Raw genomic sequence first — 15,513 nt, forward strand, 5'->3', positions numbered from 1 at the left:
GTGTGAAAGTAGGACATCGTCAGGCTATTTACCCCGCAAAGCCCCTGCTCATCTCCTTGAGCAGGGGCTTCGCCTTTTGGGGATCGGGCTTTGGCTGGCTCCAGCCAGCACCAAGGCGTCGCTTTGCTTATCCCTTGGTGGGGAAACTTGACACGCGAGTCATGGATGTCGGCGGACTCGTGGGACGAGTTGCCGAAGATGCCCTTCGTAGCCGTGTCTCATCCAGCGATCGGGAGCGATCGGGCATGGCAGAACGACAAGTTGGGCAGGCTGACACCAGAGAACTCACCACCTCGCCGCATTCGCGGCAGCGAATCAAGGCCATCACCTAACTCCCGCTGAAACGACGGTTGCGAGGATGAACCGATCCGGCAGCCGAGCCTATCGTTCAAAACGAGGGAGCTCGAGTGAGGGGCTGTGCCGGATGATGCCGGTAGCTGGTCCAAAATTCAAATTTGGACTAAGATGGTGAATGAATCCATTATTGGATCTGCCGCTATGACTGCACTACCGCTTCCGCGCACAGACGACCACGCCGTCGGCGTGTCAGAGCAACGCATGGCAGCAGCCGGACTGCGCGCCTTCGAGCGCATTGCTGCGCAGTGGGAGCTGTCGATTGATGAGCAACTGACGTTGTTGGGCGGTCCGGCGCGATCGACTTTCTTTGCTTGGCGAAAGCAGCCGGACAAGGCCCACCTCTCCCGCGATACGCTGGAGCGGCTTTCGAACTTGCTCGGGATCTACAAGTCACTGCAGATCCTGCTGCCCGACACGGTCGCCGCCGATCGTTGGATACGGCAGCCTAACTCGGCAACCCCGTTTGGCGGACGCAGCGCATTGGAGCGCATGCTCGCTGGCAACATGAGCGACCTCGGCGTGGTTCGGCAGTATCTTGACGCCGTGCGCGGCGGTGGCTGGTCGTGACCGTGGTGCGCCGTGTCCGTTGGGCACAGGCCTGCCGGATCGTTCCGACGCGTCACCCCTCCGTGTACCTCTTCGACCGGGTTGCCGACCCGTCGGACTTCGAGGCGTTGTACGCGCTGGAGTCCATGACCAACGATCGGGTGCGCGATGAGGTGGGCCAGATCGAACTGGTGCCGCCAGACGAGCGAATCTTCGGTCCGGGCACCGGGCCCATCATGGCGGCCTTCACCCACCTCAATCCCTTGGGAAGCCGTTTTTCGGACGGTACTTTTGGCGTGTTCTACGCTGCTGCCGACCGGGCTGTCGCGGTGGCGGAAACCAGCTATCACCATGGCCGTTTCCTGGCCGCTACCCAACAAGGACCGATGCACCTGCCGATGCGGCTGTACCACGTGGCCGTCGATGCACGCTTGCACGACCTGCGCCCCGAAGGAGCGGTCGCTTCGCAAGTCTATGACCCGAACGACTACGCGGCGGCCCAAGCATTGGGCAAGCAGCTGCGCGCGTCGGATTCGGCAGGGGTCGTCTACCGGAGCGTGCGGCATGCCGGCGGGTACTGCGTAGGCCTCTTCAAGCCACGCGCGGCGCGGAACTGCATCCATGCCGCCGTGCTGCTCTACGCGTGGGATGGCACTCGCTTCACCGACGTCTACGAGAAGCTGGAAACCTCCGACTGAGACCCCGGCTCCCCGATTGATGCATCGCAAGGTGTCGGAACCAATGGCGTGCATACTCGGTCTGTTTCCATCCAGCACACTCCAGGAGAAGGCCTTGAAGATCCTGATTCCCGTCGACGGCAGCCCGTTCACGAAGCGCATGCTGGGCTATCTCGCGGCCCATGATGAATGGCTGGGCAAGCAGCACGAATACACCGTGCTTCACGTCGAGACGCCGCTGCCGCCGCATGCAGCTTCTGCCGTGGGGCGCGAGGCGTGCGAAAGCTATTACCGCGACCAGGCTGCCGAGGTGCTGGACCCCATTCGCAAGTTCTTTGAGCAGCAGGCAGCCCCTGCGACGTTCGAGTCCAAGATCGGTTCGACGGCAACCACGATCGCGGAGGTAGCCGACAAGGGGGATTTCGACCTGCTGATCATGGGCTCGCACGGCCACGGCTCCTTCGCCAAGTTGGTACTCGGTTCCGTGACTTCCAAGGTGCTGAGCTTGACCAAGGTGCCGGTCCTCATCGTTCGTTGATCGGCGCCCGCCGTTCGCGGGAGTTGCCACTGCCGGTGAGGGCGGTGGCCGACGCCGTACCATGGGCGCATGAGTTCCAAGGTTCTATTCGGCTTCCATGCCGTCACGGTGCGGTTGAAGACGGCACCGTCTTCCATCGCGGAGATCCACGTCGACGCCACTCGTCGCGATGCACGCATGCGGCAGTTCGTCGAGCGTGCCAAGGAGGCGGGCGCCAAGCTGCTGGACAGCGACGACGAGCGGCTGTCCCGCATGGTGGGCACGCACCGGCACCAGGGAGTGGTGGCGCGCGTCACGCCGCTGCCTCAGGCACACAGCCTGGACGATGTGCTCGACGAGGTCGAAGGCCCCCCTTTGGTCCTCGTGCTCGATGGCGTGACCGACCCGCACAACCTGGGCGCATGCCTGCGTGTGGCGGACGGTGCCGGCGCGCATGCCGTCGTTGCGCCGCGTGACCATGCGGTGGGGCTCAATGCCACCGTTGCCAAGGTGGCCAGCGGCGCTGCGGAGACGGTGCCGTACCTGATGGTGACCAACCTCGCCCGGACGCTCAACGAGCTGAAGGACAGGGGGTTGCGTGTCATCGGCACCAGCGACGACGCGCCTCGCTCGTTGTACGAGGCGGATTTCAGCGGGCCTGTGGCGCTGGTGCTCGGTGCGGAAGGCCCGGGCATGCGGCAGCTCACGCGCAAGACCTGCGATGAACTGGTGCGCATCCCGATGCAGGGCGCGGTGGAGAGCCTCAACGTGTCGGTGGCCTCCGGCGTCTGCCTCTACGAGGCGCTTCGCCAGCGCGGTGGCCGCCGACGCTGACGCGGCCCGCGTGGCCGCCTTGCAGGCGCGCGTTGCGCAGGCTGCCCGTGTCTGTGTGCTGACGGGCGCCGGCATGAGCGCGGAGAGCGGCATTCCCACGTTCCGCGACGCGCAGAGCGGCCTGTGGGCGCGGTTCGACCCCATGCAGCTTGCCAGCGAGGAAGGCTTCCGCGCCGACCCGCGCCTGGTGTGGGACTGGTACGCGCAGCGCAGGGAGGGTGTGCGCCGCGCACAGCCGCACGCAGGCCATGTGGCGCTGGCCGACTTTGCGCGGCGCCGCCCGGGGGTATTGACCGTGATCACCCAGAACGTCGACGACCTGCACCAGCGTGCGGGCCTGCTCGGCACGATCCGGCTGCACGGCGACATCCTGCAGGATCAGTGGCTGTCGCCGAGCCGCCACGCCCCTGCGTGCGATCTGGCGCAGGCCGTTCCCGGCCGGCCGCCCCGCTGCGCTCTGTGCGGCAACCTCGTGCGCCCCGGCGTGGTCTGGTTCGGTGAATCACTGCCGCACGGTGCCTGGCAGGCGGCCGAGCAGGCCGCACAGGCATGCGCCGTGATGCTCGTGGTCGGCACCTCCGGCGTCGTGTGGCCGGCGGCGGGACTGGCGGCGGCTGCACGCCGTAGCGGGGCGCATGTGGTGATCATCAACCCGGCCGCCACGGAGATCGACGGAGATGCGCACGAGCACCTGGCGGGCCCGGCCGCCGAGCTGCTGCCGAAGTTGTTGATGCGGTAGCGGCGGTGTAGGTCGGCGCGGGGGCATCAGCCCGCCTCGATGGCCGCGCCGCGTTCCACGAGCAACGCACGCAGCACCGAGCGGTGGCAGCGCGCCTCGTCCTCGCAATAGCAGCCCAGCGCGAGGTTCGTTCGCATCGACATCGCCGCCAGCAGGTCGAGCAGCTGCGAGGCCTCGGGCGTGGCCAGTTGGCGCTTGAAGCGGCGTGTGAAATCGGCCCACGCCTTGGCATCGGCCGCAGCCTGGCCGTCGCGCATCAGCTCCGGGCTGGGCGACAACAGCGGCAGCCACAGGTCGTAGTAGTCGCGTGATGCGAACTCGGCCTTGGGCACGCCGCGCGGCGGCCGCCGCACCGTACCGAGGCGCAGGCCTTCGCCGGGTGCGCGGGGCGTGCCGAGTCGAACGATGCGCAGTGCCATGTCCGGTGAAATGAAGTCGATGGACCACTTTAGCGCTGCGCAAGCAGTGGCAACATCGGGCTGGCCACGACTTTTCCGGAGTGAACGAACCATGCGCATCCTTCTGCCCATCGATGGATCGGACCTGTCGCTCGACGCCGTGCGCCACGTGTTGCGCCTGGCGGGCGCCGGCCTGCAGGCGAGCTTCCTCCTGGTCAACGTGCAGGAGCCCACGCACTTGTACGAAGTGCTGATGCTGCGCGACCCGGAGGCCCGCGCCGCTGCGGCGCGGGAGGCCGGCGAGCATGCGCTGCAAGGCGCGCAGGCGCTGCTGGATGCAGCAGGGTACGGGTACGAGATCGAGGTCGCGACCGGCGATCCGGCCACTTCGCTGGTGGACGTGGCCGAGCGCGAAGGCTGCGACGCCATCGTCATGGGCAGCTTCGGCCATGGTGCGCTGAGCGAGGCGCTGCTGGGCTCGGTGACGCAGGCGGTGCTGAGCCGTGCCAACGTGCCAGTCACGATCGTCAAGCACCCGTCGCTCGAGGAGCCCCCGCCGCCGGCTGCGCTGGACGAGGGCGCCGCCGAGGAGTAGGCCGGCGGGCGGCGCGGGGCCGAGCGGGTATCCTGCGGGGTTTCCCGACGAGCCGACATTTCCCCCGGAGCCTGTTTCCATGACACGCGTTTTCAACTTCAGCGCCGGTCCCGCGGCGCTTCCCGAACCGGTGCTGCGCGAGGCCGCGGCCGAGATGCTCGACTGGCACGGCTCGGGCATGTCCGTCATGGAGATGAGCCACCGCGGCAAGGAGTTCATGGGCATCCTGGCCGAGACGAAGGCGCTGCTCGTCGAGCTGCTGCAGATCCCCTCGAACTACAAGGTGCTGTTCCTGCAGGGCGGGGCGATCGGCCAGAACGCCATCATCCCGATGAACCTGCTGCGCGGCCGCACCAGCGCCGACTACGTGCACACCGGCGAGTGGTCGAAGAAGTCGATCGAAGAGGCGCAGAAGTACTGCACCGTGCGCGTGGCGGCCACGGCCGAGGCCAGCCAGTACACCCACGTGCCCAAGCAGAGCACCTGGGACATCGACCCGAACGCCGCCTACGTGCATATCTGTGCCAACGAGACCATCGGCGGCGTCGAATACCACTGGACGCCTGACACCGGCGACATCCCGCTGGTGGCCGACATGTCGTCGAACTTCCTGTCGAAGCCGGTCGACGTGAGCCGCTTCGGGCTGATCTACGGTGGCGCGCAGAAGAACATCGGCCCCGCGGGCCTCACGCTCGTGATCGTGCGCGACGACCTCATCGGCCAGGCGCTGCCGATCACGCCGTCGGTCTTCGACTACCGGGTGCTGGCCGACAACGACTCGATGATCAACACGCCGCCCACGTACGCGATCTACATCGCGGGGCTGGTGTTCAAGTGGATCAAGGCGCAAGGGGGCCTGGCGGCCATGGCCGAGCTGAACCGCAGGAAGGCCGCGGTGCTGTACGACTACCTCGACGCGACCGGCTTCTACACGAGCCCGATCGCCAAGGAGGACCGTTCGCTCATGAACGTGCCGTTCCGCCTGCCCGATCCGAAGCTCGACGCCGAATTCCTCAAGGGCGCCGAGGCGCGCGGCATGGTTCAGCTCAAGGGCCACCGCGTGGTCGGCGGCATGCGCGCGTCGATCTACAACGCGGTGCCGGTCGAGGCAGTGCAGGCGCTGGTGGCCTACATGAAGGAATTCGAGGCTGCCCGCGGCTGAGCGGCCGGCCGGGCTACTTCTTGACCTGCAGCAGGCGGGCGATGTCGCGCGACGCCTGCAGCAGACGGGGCAGGAACTGCTCCACCATCATCGCCGGTGGCGTGCGGTTGTGTTGCCCGCTGATGTTCAGCGCGGCGATCGTGCGGCCGGTCCGGTCGACGATCGGCGCCGCCAGTGACACCAGGCCTTCCTCCAGCTCCTGGTTCACCAGGCACCAGCCCTGGCCGCGCACGGTGTCGACCAGCGCGACGAGCGCATCGATGTCGACCACGGTGCGCGAGGTGTACGAGATGCGCTCCCGCGAGGCCAGCCGCGCCCGTGCTTCCTCGGGCGGCAGGCCCGCCAGCAGCACCCGGCCCATCGACGTGCAGTAGGCGGGCAGCCGGCTGCCGATGCCCAGGTTGATGCTCATGATCTTGTGCGTGGGCACGCGCAGCACGTAGACCAGCTCCGCGCCATCGAGCACCGCGGCCGAGCAGGACTCCTTCACCTGCGCCACCAGCGCTTCCATCACCGGCTCGGCCAGGTTCCACAGCGGCAGCGACGACAGGTAGGCAAAGCCCAGGTCCAGGATTTTCGGCGTGAGCCTGAACTGCCGGCCCTGGCTCTCCACGTAGCCGAGTCCCTCGAGCGTGAGCAGGATCCGACGCGCGCCGGCGCGTGTCAGGCCGGTACGGTGGGCCACCTCGGTGAGCGTCTGCATGGGCGCCTGGGCACTGAACGAGCGGATCACCGCCAGTCCGCGGGCGAACGACTGCACGTAGGTGTCGCCGGGTTTCGGGCGTTCGGCGGCGGCAGGTGGCGAGGGAAGCGGCTGGCTGGACATGCCCGATTATCGGCAGCGCGGCTTCGGTACCATCGCGCCCGTCCCAACCCACCCACTGCGAGAAACAGGAGCCCCACCATGGCGATGGACGTCGTCGACTACGAAATCAGAGGCGCCGAGATGCAATATGTCGAGGTCGAGCTCGACCCCGGCGAGGCCGCGATCGGCGAGGCCGGCAGCATGATGTTCATGGACGCCGGCATCGGCATGGACACGGTGTTCGGCGACGGCTCCAAGGGCCAAGGCGGCTTCTTCGGCAAGCTGCTCGGCGCGGGCAAGCGGCTGGTGACCGGCGAGTCCCTGTTCACGACGATCTACACCAACGAGTCGGCCACCAAGCGCCGGGTGGCGTTTGCGTCGCCCTATCCGGGCAAGATCCTGCCGATGGACCTGTCCCAGCTCGGCGGCACGCTGATCTGCCAGAAGGACGCCTTCCTGTGCGCCGCGCGGGGCGTGTCGCTCGGCATCGCGCTGCAGCAGAAGCTCAGCGTCGGCTTCTTCGGCGGCGAGGGCTTCATCATGCAGAAGCTCGACGGCGACGGCCTCGCCTTCGTGCATGCCGGCGGCACCGTTGTCAAGCGCGAGCTGCAGCCCGGCCAGACGCTGCTGGTCGACACCGGCTGCGTGGTCGCCTACACGCCCAACGTGAGCTTCGAGATCCAGTACGTCGGCAAGATCAAGACGGCGCTGTTCGGCGGCGAGGGCCTGTTCTTCGCCAAGATGACCGGCCCCGGCACCATCTGGCTGCAGAGCCTGCCGCTGTCGCGCCTGGCCTCGCGCATCTTCGCGGCGGCGCCGCAGCGCGGTGGCTCGCGCGAGGAGGGTTCGATGCTCGGCGGCCTCGCCGCGGGCGGGCTGCTGGGCGGTGTGCTCGGCGGCGGCGACGACGAGTAGGCGCCTCACGCCTTTCCAGCACGGGCACCACCTACACTAGCGGGCTAGGCAACGGCAGCCCGTTCGTGGTTGGTGCGCTCTTGAAAGAATCTTCGTTGGCGGTGCCGCTCAGCCGGCGCTGCGTGCTGGCCGCCGCGGCCCTGCAGGTATTCCGGCCCGCGCAGGCCGCGCCGGCGGGGGCCGCCGGGCCGATCTTCGTGCTCAATTCGCTCGACGCGAACGTCAGCGTGATCGATCCGGTCTCGTTCACCGAGATCCGCCGGCTGCCCACGGGCAAGGAGCCGCACCACCTCTACCTCACGCCCGACGAGAAGTCGATCGTGGTGGCCAATGCACTGAGCGACTCGCTCACGTTCATCGACCCCCTGACCGGCCTCGTGCAGCGCACGGTGACCGAGATCATCGATCCCTACCACCTGCGTTTCTCGCCCGACATGAAGTGGTTCGTCACGGCGGCGAACCGGCTCAACCATGTCGACCTCTACCGCTGGCGGCCGGCCGATGCGCAGCCGCTGCAGCTCGCCAAGCGCATCCCGGCCAGCCGCACGCCCAGCCACCTCTGGATCGACAGCCGCAGCACCGTCGTCTACGTCTCGATGCAGGACAGCGACGAGCTGATGGCGATCGACCTGGCCACGCAGGCGCCGCGCTGGAAGATCCCGGTGGGCAAGATGCCCGCCGACATCTTCCTCACCGCCGACGACCGCACGCTGCTGGTGGCCTTGACGGGCGACCAGTTCGTCGAGTGCTACGACGTCAGCGGCGCCAAGCCGCAGCTCGTCAAGCGCATCAAGACCGCGGCCGGCGCCCATGCGTTCCGCGCGAAGGGCGACCGCCGGCACGTGTTCGTCAGCAACCGCGTGGCCAACACCATCAGCCTCATCGACACGCATGCGCTGGCCGTCGTCGACAGCTTCGCCGCGCCGGGCGGACCAGATTGCATGGAGCTGCTGGCCGACGGCCGCACGCTGCTCGTCAGTTCCCGCTGGGCACGCAAGCTGACCTTCATCGACACCACCCGCCGCGAGGTGGTTCGCCAGGTGCCCGTCGGCCGCTCGCCGCACGGGGTGTGGACGTTGGCCCATGCGCCCCGCCAGTAGCCGCGGGCGCGCGCGCTTCGGTCCGCGCGCCTCGCTCGGCCTGGTGTTGCTGGCAGCGGCCGCCGCTGCGGCCGTGCCTGCCGGTGCGGCCGGCTGCAGCCAGCCGGTCTACCTCACCTTCGACACCGGCCACATGGGCGTCGCGCCGCTGGTGGCCGAGGTGCTGCAGCGCCACGCGGTCAAGGCCACCTTCTTTCTCGCCAACGAGCGCACCCAGACCGGCGGCGGCAGCCTCGACGACCAGTGGGCCCCATGGTGGAAGGCCCGGGCGGCCGAAGGCCATGCTTTCGGATCGCACACCTGGGACCACCTCGTCTGGCAGGCCGACACCGGCACCTCGATGCGGCTGCGCCCCACGGCCGGGCCGCAGGCCGGCCGCACGCTGACGCTCACGCCGGCGCAGTACTGCGCCGAGCTGCGCCGCCCGGCCGAGCGTTTCCAGGCCATGACCGGCGCGGCGATGCTGCCGCTGTTCCGCGCGCCGGCCGGCCGCACCTCGCCTGCGCTGCTGGCCGCCGCCAAGGCCTGCGGCTTCACGCACGTCGGCTGGTCGCCGGCGGGCTTCCTGGGCGACGAACTGCCGAGCGACAAGTACCCTAACGACAAGCTGCTGGCCCAGGCGCTGCAGCGCATCCGTCCGGGCGACATCCTGCTGGCCCACCTGGGCATCTGGTCGCGGCAGGATCCGTGGGCGCCCGCGGTGCTGGAGCCGTTGATCACGGGCCTGCAGCGGCGCGGCTTCTGCTTCGCGACGCTGCGGGAGCACCCGCAGTACGGCGCGCGCTGAAAACGCATGGAGATGAACACGTCCCTCATCGACCGCTTCGCAGACGCCTTCGGCACGGCCCAGCAATGGCTCTTCGAGCAGCTGCTGCAGCCGGCGATGTTCGCGCTCGGCCTGGGCAACCTGCTGGAGGACGCCTACGACGCGACCGGCTGGCTGCTCGTCGGGCTGATCCAGATCGCGATCATGGCCACCGTGCTGCGCGGGCTGGAGCGCTGGCGCCCGGTGGAGCCGCTGACCGACCGCGCCGCGGTGCGCGTCGACATCCTTTACACGCTGGTCCACCGGCTGGGCCTCTTCCGCGTGGCGCTGTTCCTCACGCTGACGCCGCTGTGGGATGACGCGATCGGCTGGCTGCGGCTGCAGGGCCTGGCCACCTTCCACCTCGATGCCCTGTGGCCCGGCGTGACCGACGTGGCCTGGGTCTCCTTCCTGATGTACCTGCTGGTGTTCGACTTCGTCGAATACCTGCTGCACCGCGCGCAGCACCGCTTCGGCTGGTGGTGGCAGCTGCATGCGGTGCACCACAGCCAGCGCCAGATGACGCTGTGGAGCGACAACCGCAACCACCTGCTGGACGACGTGATCCACGACAGCGTGCTGGTGATCGTCGGGCTGCTCGTCGGCATCGCGCCGGGCCAGTTCGTCGCGATCGTCGCGATCACCCAGCTGCTCGAGAGCCTGTCGCACACCAACGTGCGGATGGCCTTCGGCCGCTTCGGCGACCGGCTGCTGGTGAGCCCCCGGTTCCACCGGCTGCACCACCGCATCGGTGTGGGCCATGAGTCGGACGGCCCCGGCACGCTGGGCGGCCACAACTTCGCCGTGCTGTTCCCGGTGTGGGACCTGCTGTTCCGCACGGCCCGGTTCGATGGCCGCGACGAGCCCACCGGCATCCGCGACCAGCTGCCCGAGCACGGCGGGCGCGACTACGGCCGCGGCTTCTGGTCGCAGCAGTGGCTGGGCCTGAAGCGCCTGGCTTCCCGCGGCTGAGCCCGCATCCCGACGAAGGGCAGGATGAGAGACCTGATCGATGCCTTTTGGCGCGCCAGCGCCTACTGCCTGCACCCGCGCGTCATCGCGCTGTCGGTGCTGCCGCTGCTGGTGGCGGGCGGCCTCACGCTGGCCGCGGGCTGGTTCTTCTGGGAGGCGGCCGTCGATGGCGTGCGTGCCACGCTTGAGGGCTGGCTGCTGATCTCCGCGTTCCTGCAGTGGCTGGACTCCATGGGCGCCGAGGGCTTCCGCGCCGTGCTGGCGCCGCTGGTGGTGGTGGCGCTGGCGGTGCCGGTGATCGTGCTGCTGTCGCTGCTGATGGTGGCGGTGATGATGACGCCCGCGCTGGTCTCGCTCGTCGCGCGCCGGCGCTTCCCCACCCTGGAGCGCAAGCGGGGCGCGGGGCTGCTGACCTCGGTGATGTGGTCGCTGGGCTACACGCTGCTCGCGCTGCTGGTGCTCGCCGCGAGCGTTCCGCTGTGGTTGATCCCCCCGCTCGTGCTGGTGATCCCGCCGCTGGTCTGGGGCTGGCTCACCTACCGGGTGATGGCCTTCGACGTGCTCGCCGACCACGCCAGCCGCGGCGAGCGCGAGACCCTGCTGCGCCAGCACCGCTGGCCGCTGCTCGCCATGGGCGTGGTCAGCGGCTACCTCGGCGCGGCGCCTTCGCTGCTGTGGGCGATGAGCGCGGTCACGCTGATCTTCGCGCCCCTGCTCATCGTCGTGTCGGTGTGGCTGTACACGCTGGTCTTCGCGTTCTCGTCGCTGTGGTTCGCGCACTATGCGCTGGCGGCGCTGCAGCGCCTTCGGGTGCAGGCCGGCGCGGCGCCGCCATCGGCCGGGCCCGTGCCCGTCCCTGCGCCGGCTGCCGAGCCGCCGGCGTTGCCGCCGGCCTGAACGCGCCGCCTCGACATTGCCCTGGAGATTCCGCATGCACTTCGGCCTCATCATCATCGGCGACGAGATCCTGTCCGGCAAACGCCAGGACAAGCACCTGCCCAAGGTCATCGAACTGCTGAACGCGCGTGGCCTCTCGCTCGCCTGGGCCCGCTACGTGGGCGACGACCGCGAGCGCATCACCCAGACCCTGCGCGATGCGATGGCCAGCGGCGATGCGGTGTTCAGCTGCGGCGGCATCGGCGCCACGCCCGACGACCACACCCGCCAGGCCGCCGCCGCCGCGCGGGGCGTGCCGCTGGTGCTGCATCCGCAGGCGCGTGAGCTCATCGTCGAGCGGATGCGTGACATCGCTGCGGAGCAGGGCCAGCCGTTCGAGCCCGACCGTGCCGACAACGTGCACCGGCTGAACATGGGCGTCTTCCCCGAGGGCGCGCAGATCATTCCCAATCCCTACAACAAGATCCCGGGCTTCAGCGTCGGCGAAGTGCACTTCGTGCCGGGGTTTCCGGTGATGGCGCACCCGATGATCGAAGGGCTGCTCGATGGCCGCTATGCCACCCTGCACGGCAGCCACCGCACGGTCGAGCAGTCGGTCATCGTGTTCGGTGCGATGGAGGCGGCATTGACGCCGCTGATGGAGGCCGTCGAGTGCGAGTTCCCGGGGATCAAGGTGTTCAGCCTGCCCAGCGTCGACCATCCGCAGTGGGGCCGGCACATCGAGTTGGGCGTCAAGGGCCCCGCAGCGGCGGTGCCGCTCGCCTACGCGCGTCTGAAGGCCGCGCTGCTGGCGGAGCCCATCCGCCTGGGCCCCGAGATGGTGCGCTGATCCCAGCGGAGGTGGCGCGTACTTGGTGCATCAAGTGGCACCAAAGTGGTTCCCCCATGCCCCGAACCGGTAAGATGCCCCGGGCACACTTTCTGCTAATTTAAAAACGCGCCTTTTTGGGGCTCGGCAGCGTTTTTCATGCTGTCGCTCGATGCTCCGATCTGCCGTTTAGTACTTCAAAAACCCACCCCAAGACCAGCGCCCGCTAGGAGATTCCTGATGGCAAAGACTGTCGCCGACGTGATGACCATGGTGAAGGAGAACGAAGTCAAGTTCGTTGACTTCCGCTTCACCGACACCCGCGGCAAGGAACAGCACGTTTCGGTTCCTATCTCTCACTTCGACGAAGACAAGTTCACCGCCGGCCACGCCTTCGACGGCTCGTCGATCGCCGGCTGGAAGGGCATCGAAGCATCCGACATGCTGCTGATGCCGGACCCGAATACCGCCAACATCGACCCGTTCTTCGAAGAGCCGACGCTGATCATGACCTGCGACGTGCTCGAGCCTGCCGACGGCAAGGCCTACGAGCGCGATCCGCGTTCGCTGGCCAAGCGCGCCGAGGCGTACCTGAAGTCGTCCGGCCTGGGCGATACCGCCTTCTTCGGCCCCGAACCCGAGTTCTTCGTCTTCGACAGCGTGCGCTGGCAAGTCGACATGTCCGGCTGCTTCGTCAAGATCGAAGCGGAAGAGGGCGCCTGGAACACCGGCAAGGACTACGAGCACGGCAACTCCGGCTACCGCCCCACCGTCAAGGGCGGCTACTTCCCGACCCCGCCGGTCGATTCGGGCCAGGACCTGCGCTCGGAGATGAGCCTGATCCTCGAATCGCTGGGCATCCCGGTCGAGGTGCACCACCACGAGGTGGCCAACGCCGGCCAGATGGAGCTGGGCACGAAGTTCAGCACGCTGCTGCAGCGCGCCGACTGGTGCCAGCTGCAGAAGTACGTCATGCAGAACGTGGCGCGCAGCTACGGCAAGACGCTGACCTTCATGCCCAAGCCCATCGTCGGCGACAACGGCTCGGGCATGCACGTGCACCAGTCGGTCTGGAAGGACGGCAAGAACCTGTTTGCCGGCGACGGCTACGCGGGCCTGTCGGAGTTCGCGCTGTACTACATCGGCGGCATCATCAAGCACGGCCGTGCCCTGAACGCGATCACCAACCCGACCACCAACAGCTACAAGCGCCTGGTGCCCGGCTTCGAAGCCCCGGTGAAGCTGGCCTACTCGGCCAAGAACCGCTCGGCCTCGATCCGCATCCCGTTCGTCGCCAACCCGAAGGGCCGCCGCATCGAGGCGCGCTTCCCGGATCCCATGGCCAACCCGTACCTGGCCTTCTCGGCGCTGCTGATGGCGGGCCTCGACGGCGTGGAGAACAAGATCCATCCGGGCGAAGCCGCCTCGAAGGACCTCTACCACCTGCCGCCGGAAGAGGACAAGCTGATCCCGACCGTGTGCCACAGCCTCGACCAGGCGCTCGAGTACCTCGACAAGGACCGTGAGTTCCTGACCAAGGGCGGCGTGTTCACCGATTCGTACATCGACGCCTACATCGAGCTGAAGATGCAGGAAGTGCAGCGCTTCCGCATGACCACGCACCCGATCGAGTTCGACATGTACTACAGCCTGTAAGCCTGCGGGCTTGCAACACGAGGGACGGCCATGGCCGTCCCTTTTTAGTTGGGGGAAGGGGTCATGTCGCTGCGACACAATGGCTCTCCAGGTCATTGGGAGATCGGTGCATGAATGGGTGTCGCTGGCTGATGGGGGCGCTGCTGGCATGCAGCGGCGGGGCGTGGGCGCAGTCCGCCGTCGTCTACCGCTGCCCGGGGCCGCCGGTGCTCTACACCGATGCGATGTCGCCGCAGGAAGCGCGTGACCGCGGCTGCCGGACCATCGACAACGCGCCGGTGACGGTCGTGCAGACGCCCAAGCCCAGGCCGGTGGCCTCGTCGCCCGCGCCGTCCGGCAACGGCGCCGGGCAGCGGCCCGGTGAGGCGCGTGTCGACCCCACCGAGCAACGCGCCCGCGATGCCGATGCCCGGCGCATCCTCGAGGCCGAACTCAGGCGGGAGCAGGAGCGCCTGGTGGCGATGAAGCAGGAATACAACAACGGCGAGCCCGAACGCCGGGGCGACGAGCGCAACTACCAGCGCTACCTCGACCGGGTCAACGACCTGAAGACCGCCATCCAGCGCAAGGAGGGCGACATCGAGGCCATCAAGCGCGAGCTCTCGCGCCTGCCGTCATGAAGCATGCCGCCACGCCCGCGGGGCACTTCGACACCTTCGACCTGCTGGCCACGATGATCGCCATCGCCCGGCCGACGGGCGAATGCCTGTTCGCCAACGCCAGCTTCGAGCAGGTGATGGGGCTTTCGCGCCGCACGCTGCAGCGCGGATCGCTGCTCGACTGCTTCATCGAGCCGCAGCAGCTGCGCGACGCCCTGGTGGCCGTGGCGCGCAACGACTACGCCACCGGCCGCTTCGAGGCGGCGCTGCGGCGCCAGCCCAACGTGCACCTGGAGCCGATGCCGGTGCACGTGATCGTCAACCAGATCGATGGCGAAAGCGACCGCGTGCTGGTCGAGGTGATCGAGATCGAGCAGCAGACGCGCCACGACCGCGAGGAGCGCACGCTCGGCCAGGTCAAGGCGAACAAGGAGCTGATCCGCAACCTCGCCCACGAGATCAAGAACCCGCTGGGCGGCATCCGCGGCGCGGCGCAGCTGCTGGAGATGGAGCTCGAATCGAAGGAGTTGACCGAATACACGCAGGTGATCGTGCAGGAGGCCGACCGCCTGCAGGCGCTGGTCGACCGGCTGCTGGCGCCGCACCGGCGGCCGCACGTGGTGGGCGACGTCAACATCCACGAGGTGTGCGAGCGGGTGAGGGCGCTGATCACCGCCGAATTCCCGCGCGGGCTGACGATCGAGCGCGATTACGACATCTCGATCCCCGAGTTCCGAGGCGACCGCGAGCAGTTGATCCAGGCGGTGCTCAACATCGCGCACAACGCCGCGCAGGCGCTCAACGAGCGCATCGCCGCGGGCGATGCCCGCCTCTGGTTCCGCACCCGGATCGCGCGCCAGCTCACGATCGGCAAGACGCGCTTCCGGCTGGCACTTGAATTGCATATCGAAGACAACGGCCCGGGAGTCCCCGAGTCGATCAGCGATCGCATCTTCTACCCGCTGGTATCGGGTCGCGATGGCGGGTCGGGCTTGGGGCTCACGCTGGCGCAGACGTTCGTGCAGCAACACCAGGGCACGATCGAATGCGACAGCGTTCCGGGCCGGACGGTGTTCAAGATCGTGATCCCGCTGCCGTGATCACAACGCCCTAGAAAGTCACCCTGCGCGC

Annotated in this window: 18 protein-coding genes; 16 read left to right on the top strand and 2 right to left on the bottom strand. The window is 68.1% G+C overall.

Annotated elements, in window-relative coordinates; translation table 11 throughout:
• Window positions 1-498 precede the first annotated feature (498 nt).
• From V4F39_RS00005 to V4F39_RS00025, 5 genes are all read left to right on the top strand, one after another.
• Window positions 499-924 (top strand): MbcA/ParS/Xre antitoxin family protein, encoded by a 426-nt coding sequence (locus V4F39_RS00005; RefSeq protein WP_332287253.1) that lies wholly within the window; start codon window positions 499-501, stop codon window positions 922-924.
• Between the two features lie 62 nt (window positions 925-986).
• Window positions 987-1,601, top strand: a complete 615-nt coding sequence (locus V4F39_RS00010; RefSeq protein ID WP_332287169.1) for an RES family NAD+ phosphorylase — start codon at window positions 987-989, stop codon at window positions 1,599-1,601.
• 94 nt (window positions 1,602-1,695) lie between these two features.
• Window positions 1,696-2,118 (top strand): universal stress protein, encoded by a 423-nt coding sequence (locus V4F39_RS00015; protein ID WP_332287170.1) that lies wholly within the window; start codon window positions 1,696-1,698, stop codon window positions 2,116-2,118.
• A 69-nt stretch (window positions 2,119-2,187) separates the two neighbouring features.
• Window positions 2,188-2,931: a 23S rRNA (guanosine(2251)-2'-O)-methyltransferase RlmB gene (rlmB, locus tag V4F39_RS00020; protein ID WP_332287171.1), complete on the top strand. Its 744-nt coding sequence runs from the start codon at window positions 2,188-2,190 to the stop codon at window positions 2,929-2,931.
• A 10-nt stretch (window positions 2,932-2,941) separates the two neighbouring features.
• Complete coding sequence (locus V4F39_RS00025; RefSeq protein WP_332287172.1) at window positions 2,942-3,670, top strand: SIR2 family NAD-dependent protein deacylase; 729 nt, start codon at window positions 2,942-2,944, stop codon at window positions 3,668-3,670.
• Between the two features lie 26 nt (window positions 3,671-3,696).
• Here the strand turns inward: V4F39_RS00025 and V4F39_RS00030 are convergent, their stop codons facing one another.
• Window positions 3,697-4,089: a DUF488 domain-containing protein gene (locus tag V4F39_RS00030; protein ID WP_332287173.1), complete on the bottom strand. Its 393-nt coding sequence runs from the start codon at window positions 4,087-4,089 to the stop codon at window positions 3,697-3,699.
• 91 nt (window positions 4,090-4,180) lie between these two features.
• Here V4F39_RS00030 and V4F39_RS00035 point away from each other — a divergent pair, with 91 nt between their 5' ends.
• A complete protein-coding gene (locus V4F39_RS00035; protein WP_332287174.1) occupies window positions 4,181-4,663 on the top strand; it encodes a universal stress protein in 483 nt (160 codons plus the stop codon).
• Window positions 4,664-4,742: 79 nt separating this feature from the next.
• On the top strand, window positions 4,743-5,825 hold the full coding sequence (gene serC / locus V4F39_RS00040) for a 3-phosphoserine/phosphohydroxythreonine transaminase (protein ID WP_332287175.1): 1,083 nt from the start codon (window positions 4,743-4,745) through the stop codon (window positions 5,823-5,825).
• A gap of 13 nt (window positions 5,826-5,838) precedes the next feature.
• Here serC and V4F39_RS00045 read toward each other — a convergent pair whose 3' ends face one another.
• Window positions 5,839-6,651, bottom strand: a complete 813-nt coding sequence (locus tag V4F39_RS00045) for an IclR family transcriptional regulator (protein WP_332287176.1) — start codon at window positions 6,649-6,651, stop codon at window positions 5,839-5,841.
• A 78-nt stretch (window positions 6,652-6,729) separates the two neighbouring features.
• On the opposite strand from V4F39_RS00045, the gene V4F39_RS00050 reads away from it, so the two are divergent.
• The 9 genes from V4F39_RS00050 to glnL all read left to right on the top strand — a co-directional run bounded on the left by V4F39_RS00050 (window position 6,730) and on the right by glnL (window position 15,482).
• Window positions 6,730-7,545: a TIGR00266 family protein gene (locus V4F39_RS00050; RefSeq protein WP_332287177.1), complete on the top strand. Its 816-nt coding sequence runs from the start codon at window positions 6,730-6,732 to the stop codon at window positions 7,543-7,545.
• Window positions 7,546-7,667: 122 nt separating this feature from the next.
• The gene (locus V4F39_RS00055; protein ID WP_378235167.1) at window positions 7,668-8,645 is read left to right on the top strand and encodes a YncE family protein; all 978 of its coding nucleotides are present in this window, start codon (window positions 7,668-7,670) and stop codon (window positions 8,643-8,645) included.
• A complete protein-coding gene (locus V4F39_RS00060) occupies window positions 8,629-9,432 on the top strand; it encodes a polysaccharide deacetylase family protein (RefSeq protein WP_332287178.1) in 804 nt (267 codons plus the stop codon). The genes V4F39_RS00055 and V4F39_RS00060 overlap by 17 nt, the downstream gene beginning before the upstream one ends.
• Before the next feature lie 12 nt (window positions 9,433-9,444).
• A complete protein-coding gene (locus V4F39_RS00065; RefSeq protein WP_378235158.1) occupies window positions 9,445-10,422 on the top strand; it encodes a sterol desaturase family protein in 978 nt (325 codons plus the stop codon).
• Between the two features lie 24 nt (window positions 10,423-10,446).
• Window positions 10,447-11,319: an EI24 domain-containing protein gene (locus tag V4F39_RS00070; RefSeq protein WP_332287180.1), complete on the top strand. Its 873-nt coding sequence runs from the start codon at window positions 10,447-10,449 to the stop codon at window positions 11,317-11,319.
• A gap of 34 nt (window positions 11,320-11,353) precedes the next feature.
• Window positions 11,354-12,148 (top strand): competence/damage-inducible protein A, encoded by a 795-nt coding sequence (locus tag V4F39_RS00075; RefSeq protein ID WP_332287181.1) that lies wholly within the window; start codon window positions 11,354-11,356, stop codon window positions 12,146-12,148.
• Window positions 12,149-12,367: 219 nt separating this feature from the next.
• The gene (gene glnA / locus V4F39_RS00080) at window positions 12,368-13,783 is read left to right on the top strand and encodes a type I glutamate--ammonia ligase (RefSeq protein WP_332287182.1); all 1,416 of its coding nucleotides are present in this window, start codon (window positions 12,368-12,370) and stop codon (window positions 13,781-13,783) included.
• A 110-nt stretch (window positions 13,784-13,893) separates the two neighbouring features.
• A complete protein-coding gene (locus tag V4F39_RS00085; RefSeq protein WP_332287183.1) occupies window positions 13,894-14,403 on the top strand; it encodes a hypothetical protein in 510 nt (169 codons plus the stop codon).
• The gene (gene glnL, locus V4F39_RS00090) at window positions 14,400-15,482 is read left to right on the top strand and encodes a nitrogen regulation protein NR(II) (protein ID WP_332287184.1); all 1,083 of its coding nucleotides are present in this window, start codon (window positions 14,400-14,402) and stop codon (window positions 15,480-15,482) included. The genes V4F39_RS00085 and glnL overlap by 4 nt, the downstream gene beginning before the upstream one ends.
• Window positions 15,483-15,513: the final 31 nt, after the last annotated feature.

The sequence above is a fragment of the Aquincola agrisoli genome (assembly GCF_036621135.1).
GTDB lineage: Bacteria > Pseudomonadota > Gammaproteobacteria > Burkholderiales > Burkholderiaceae_C > Aquincola > Aquincola agrisoli.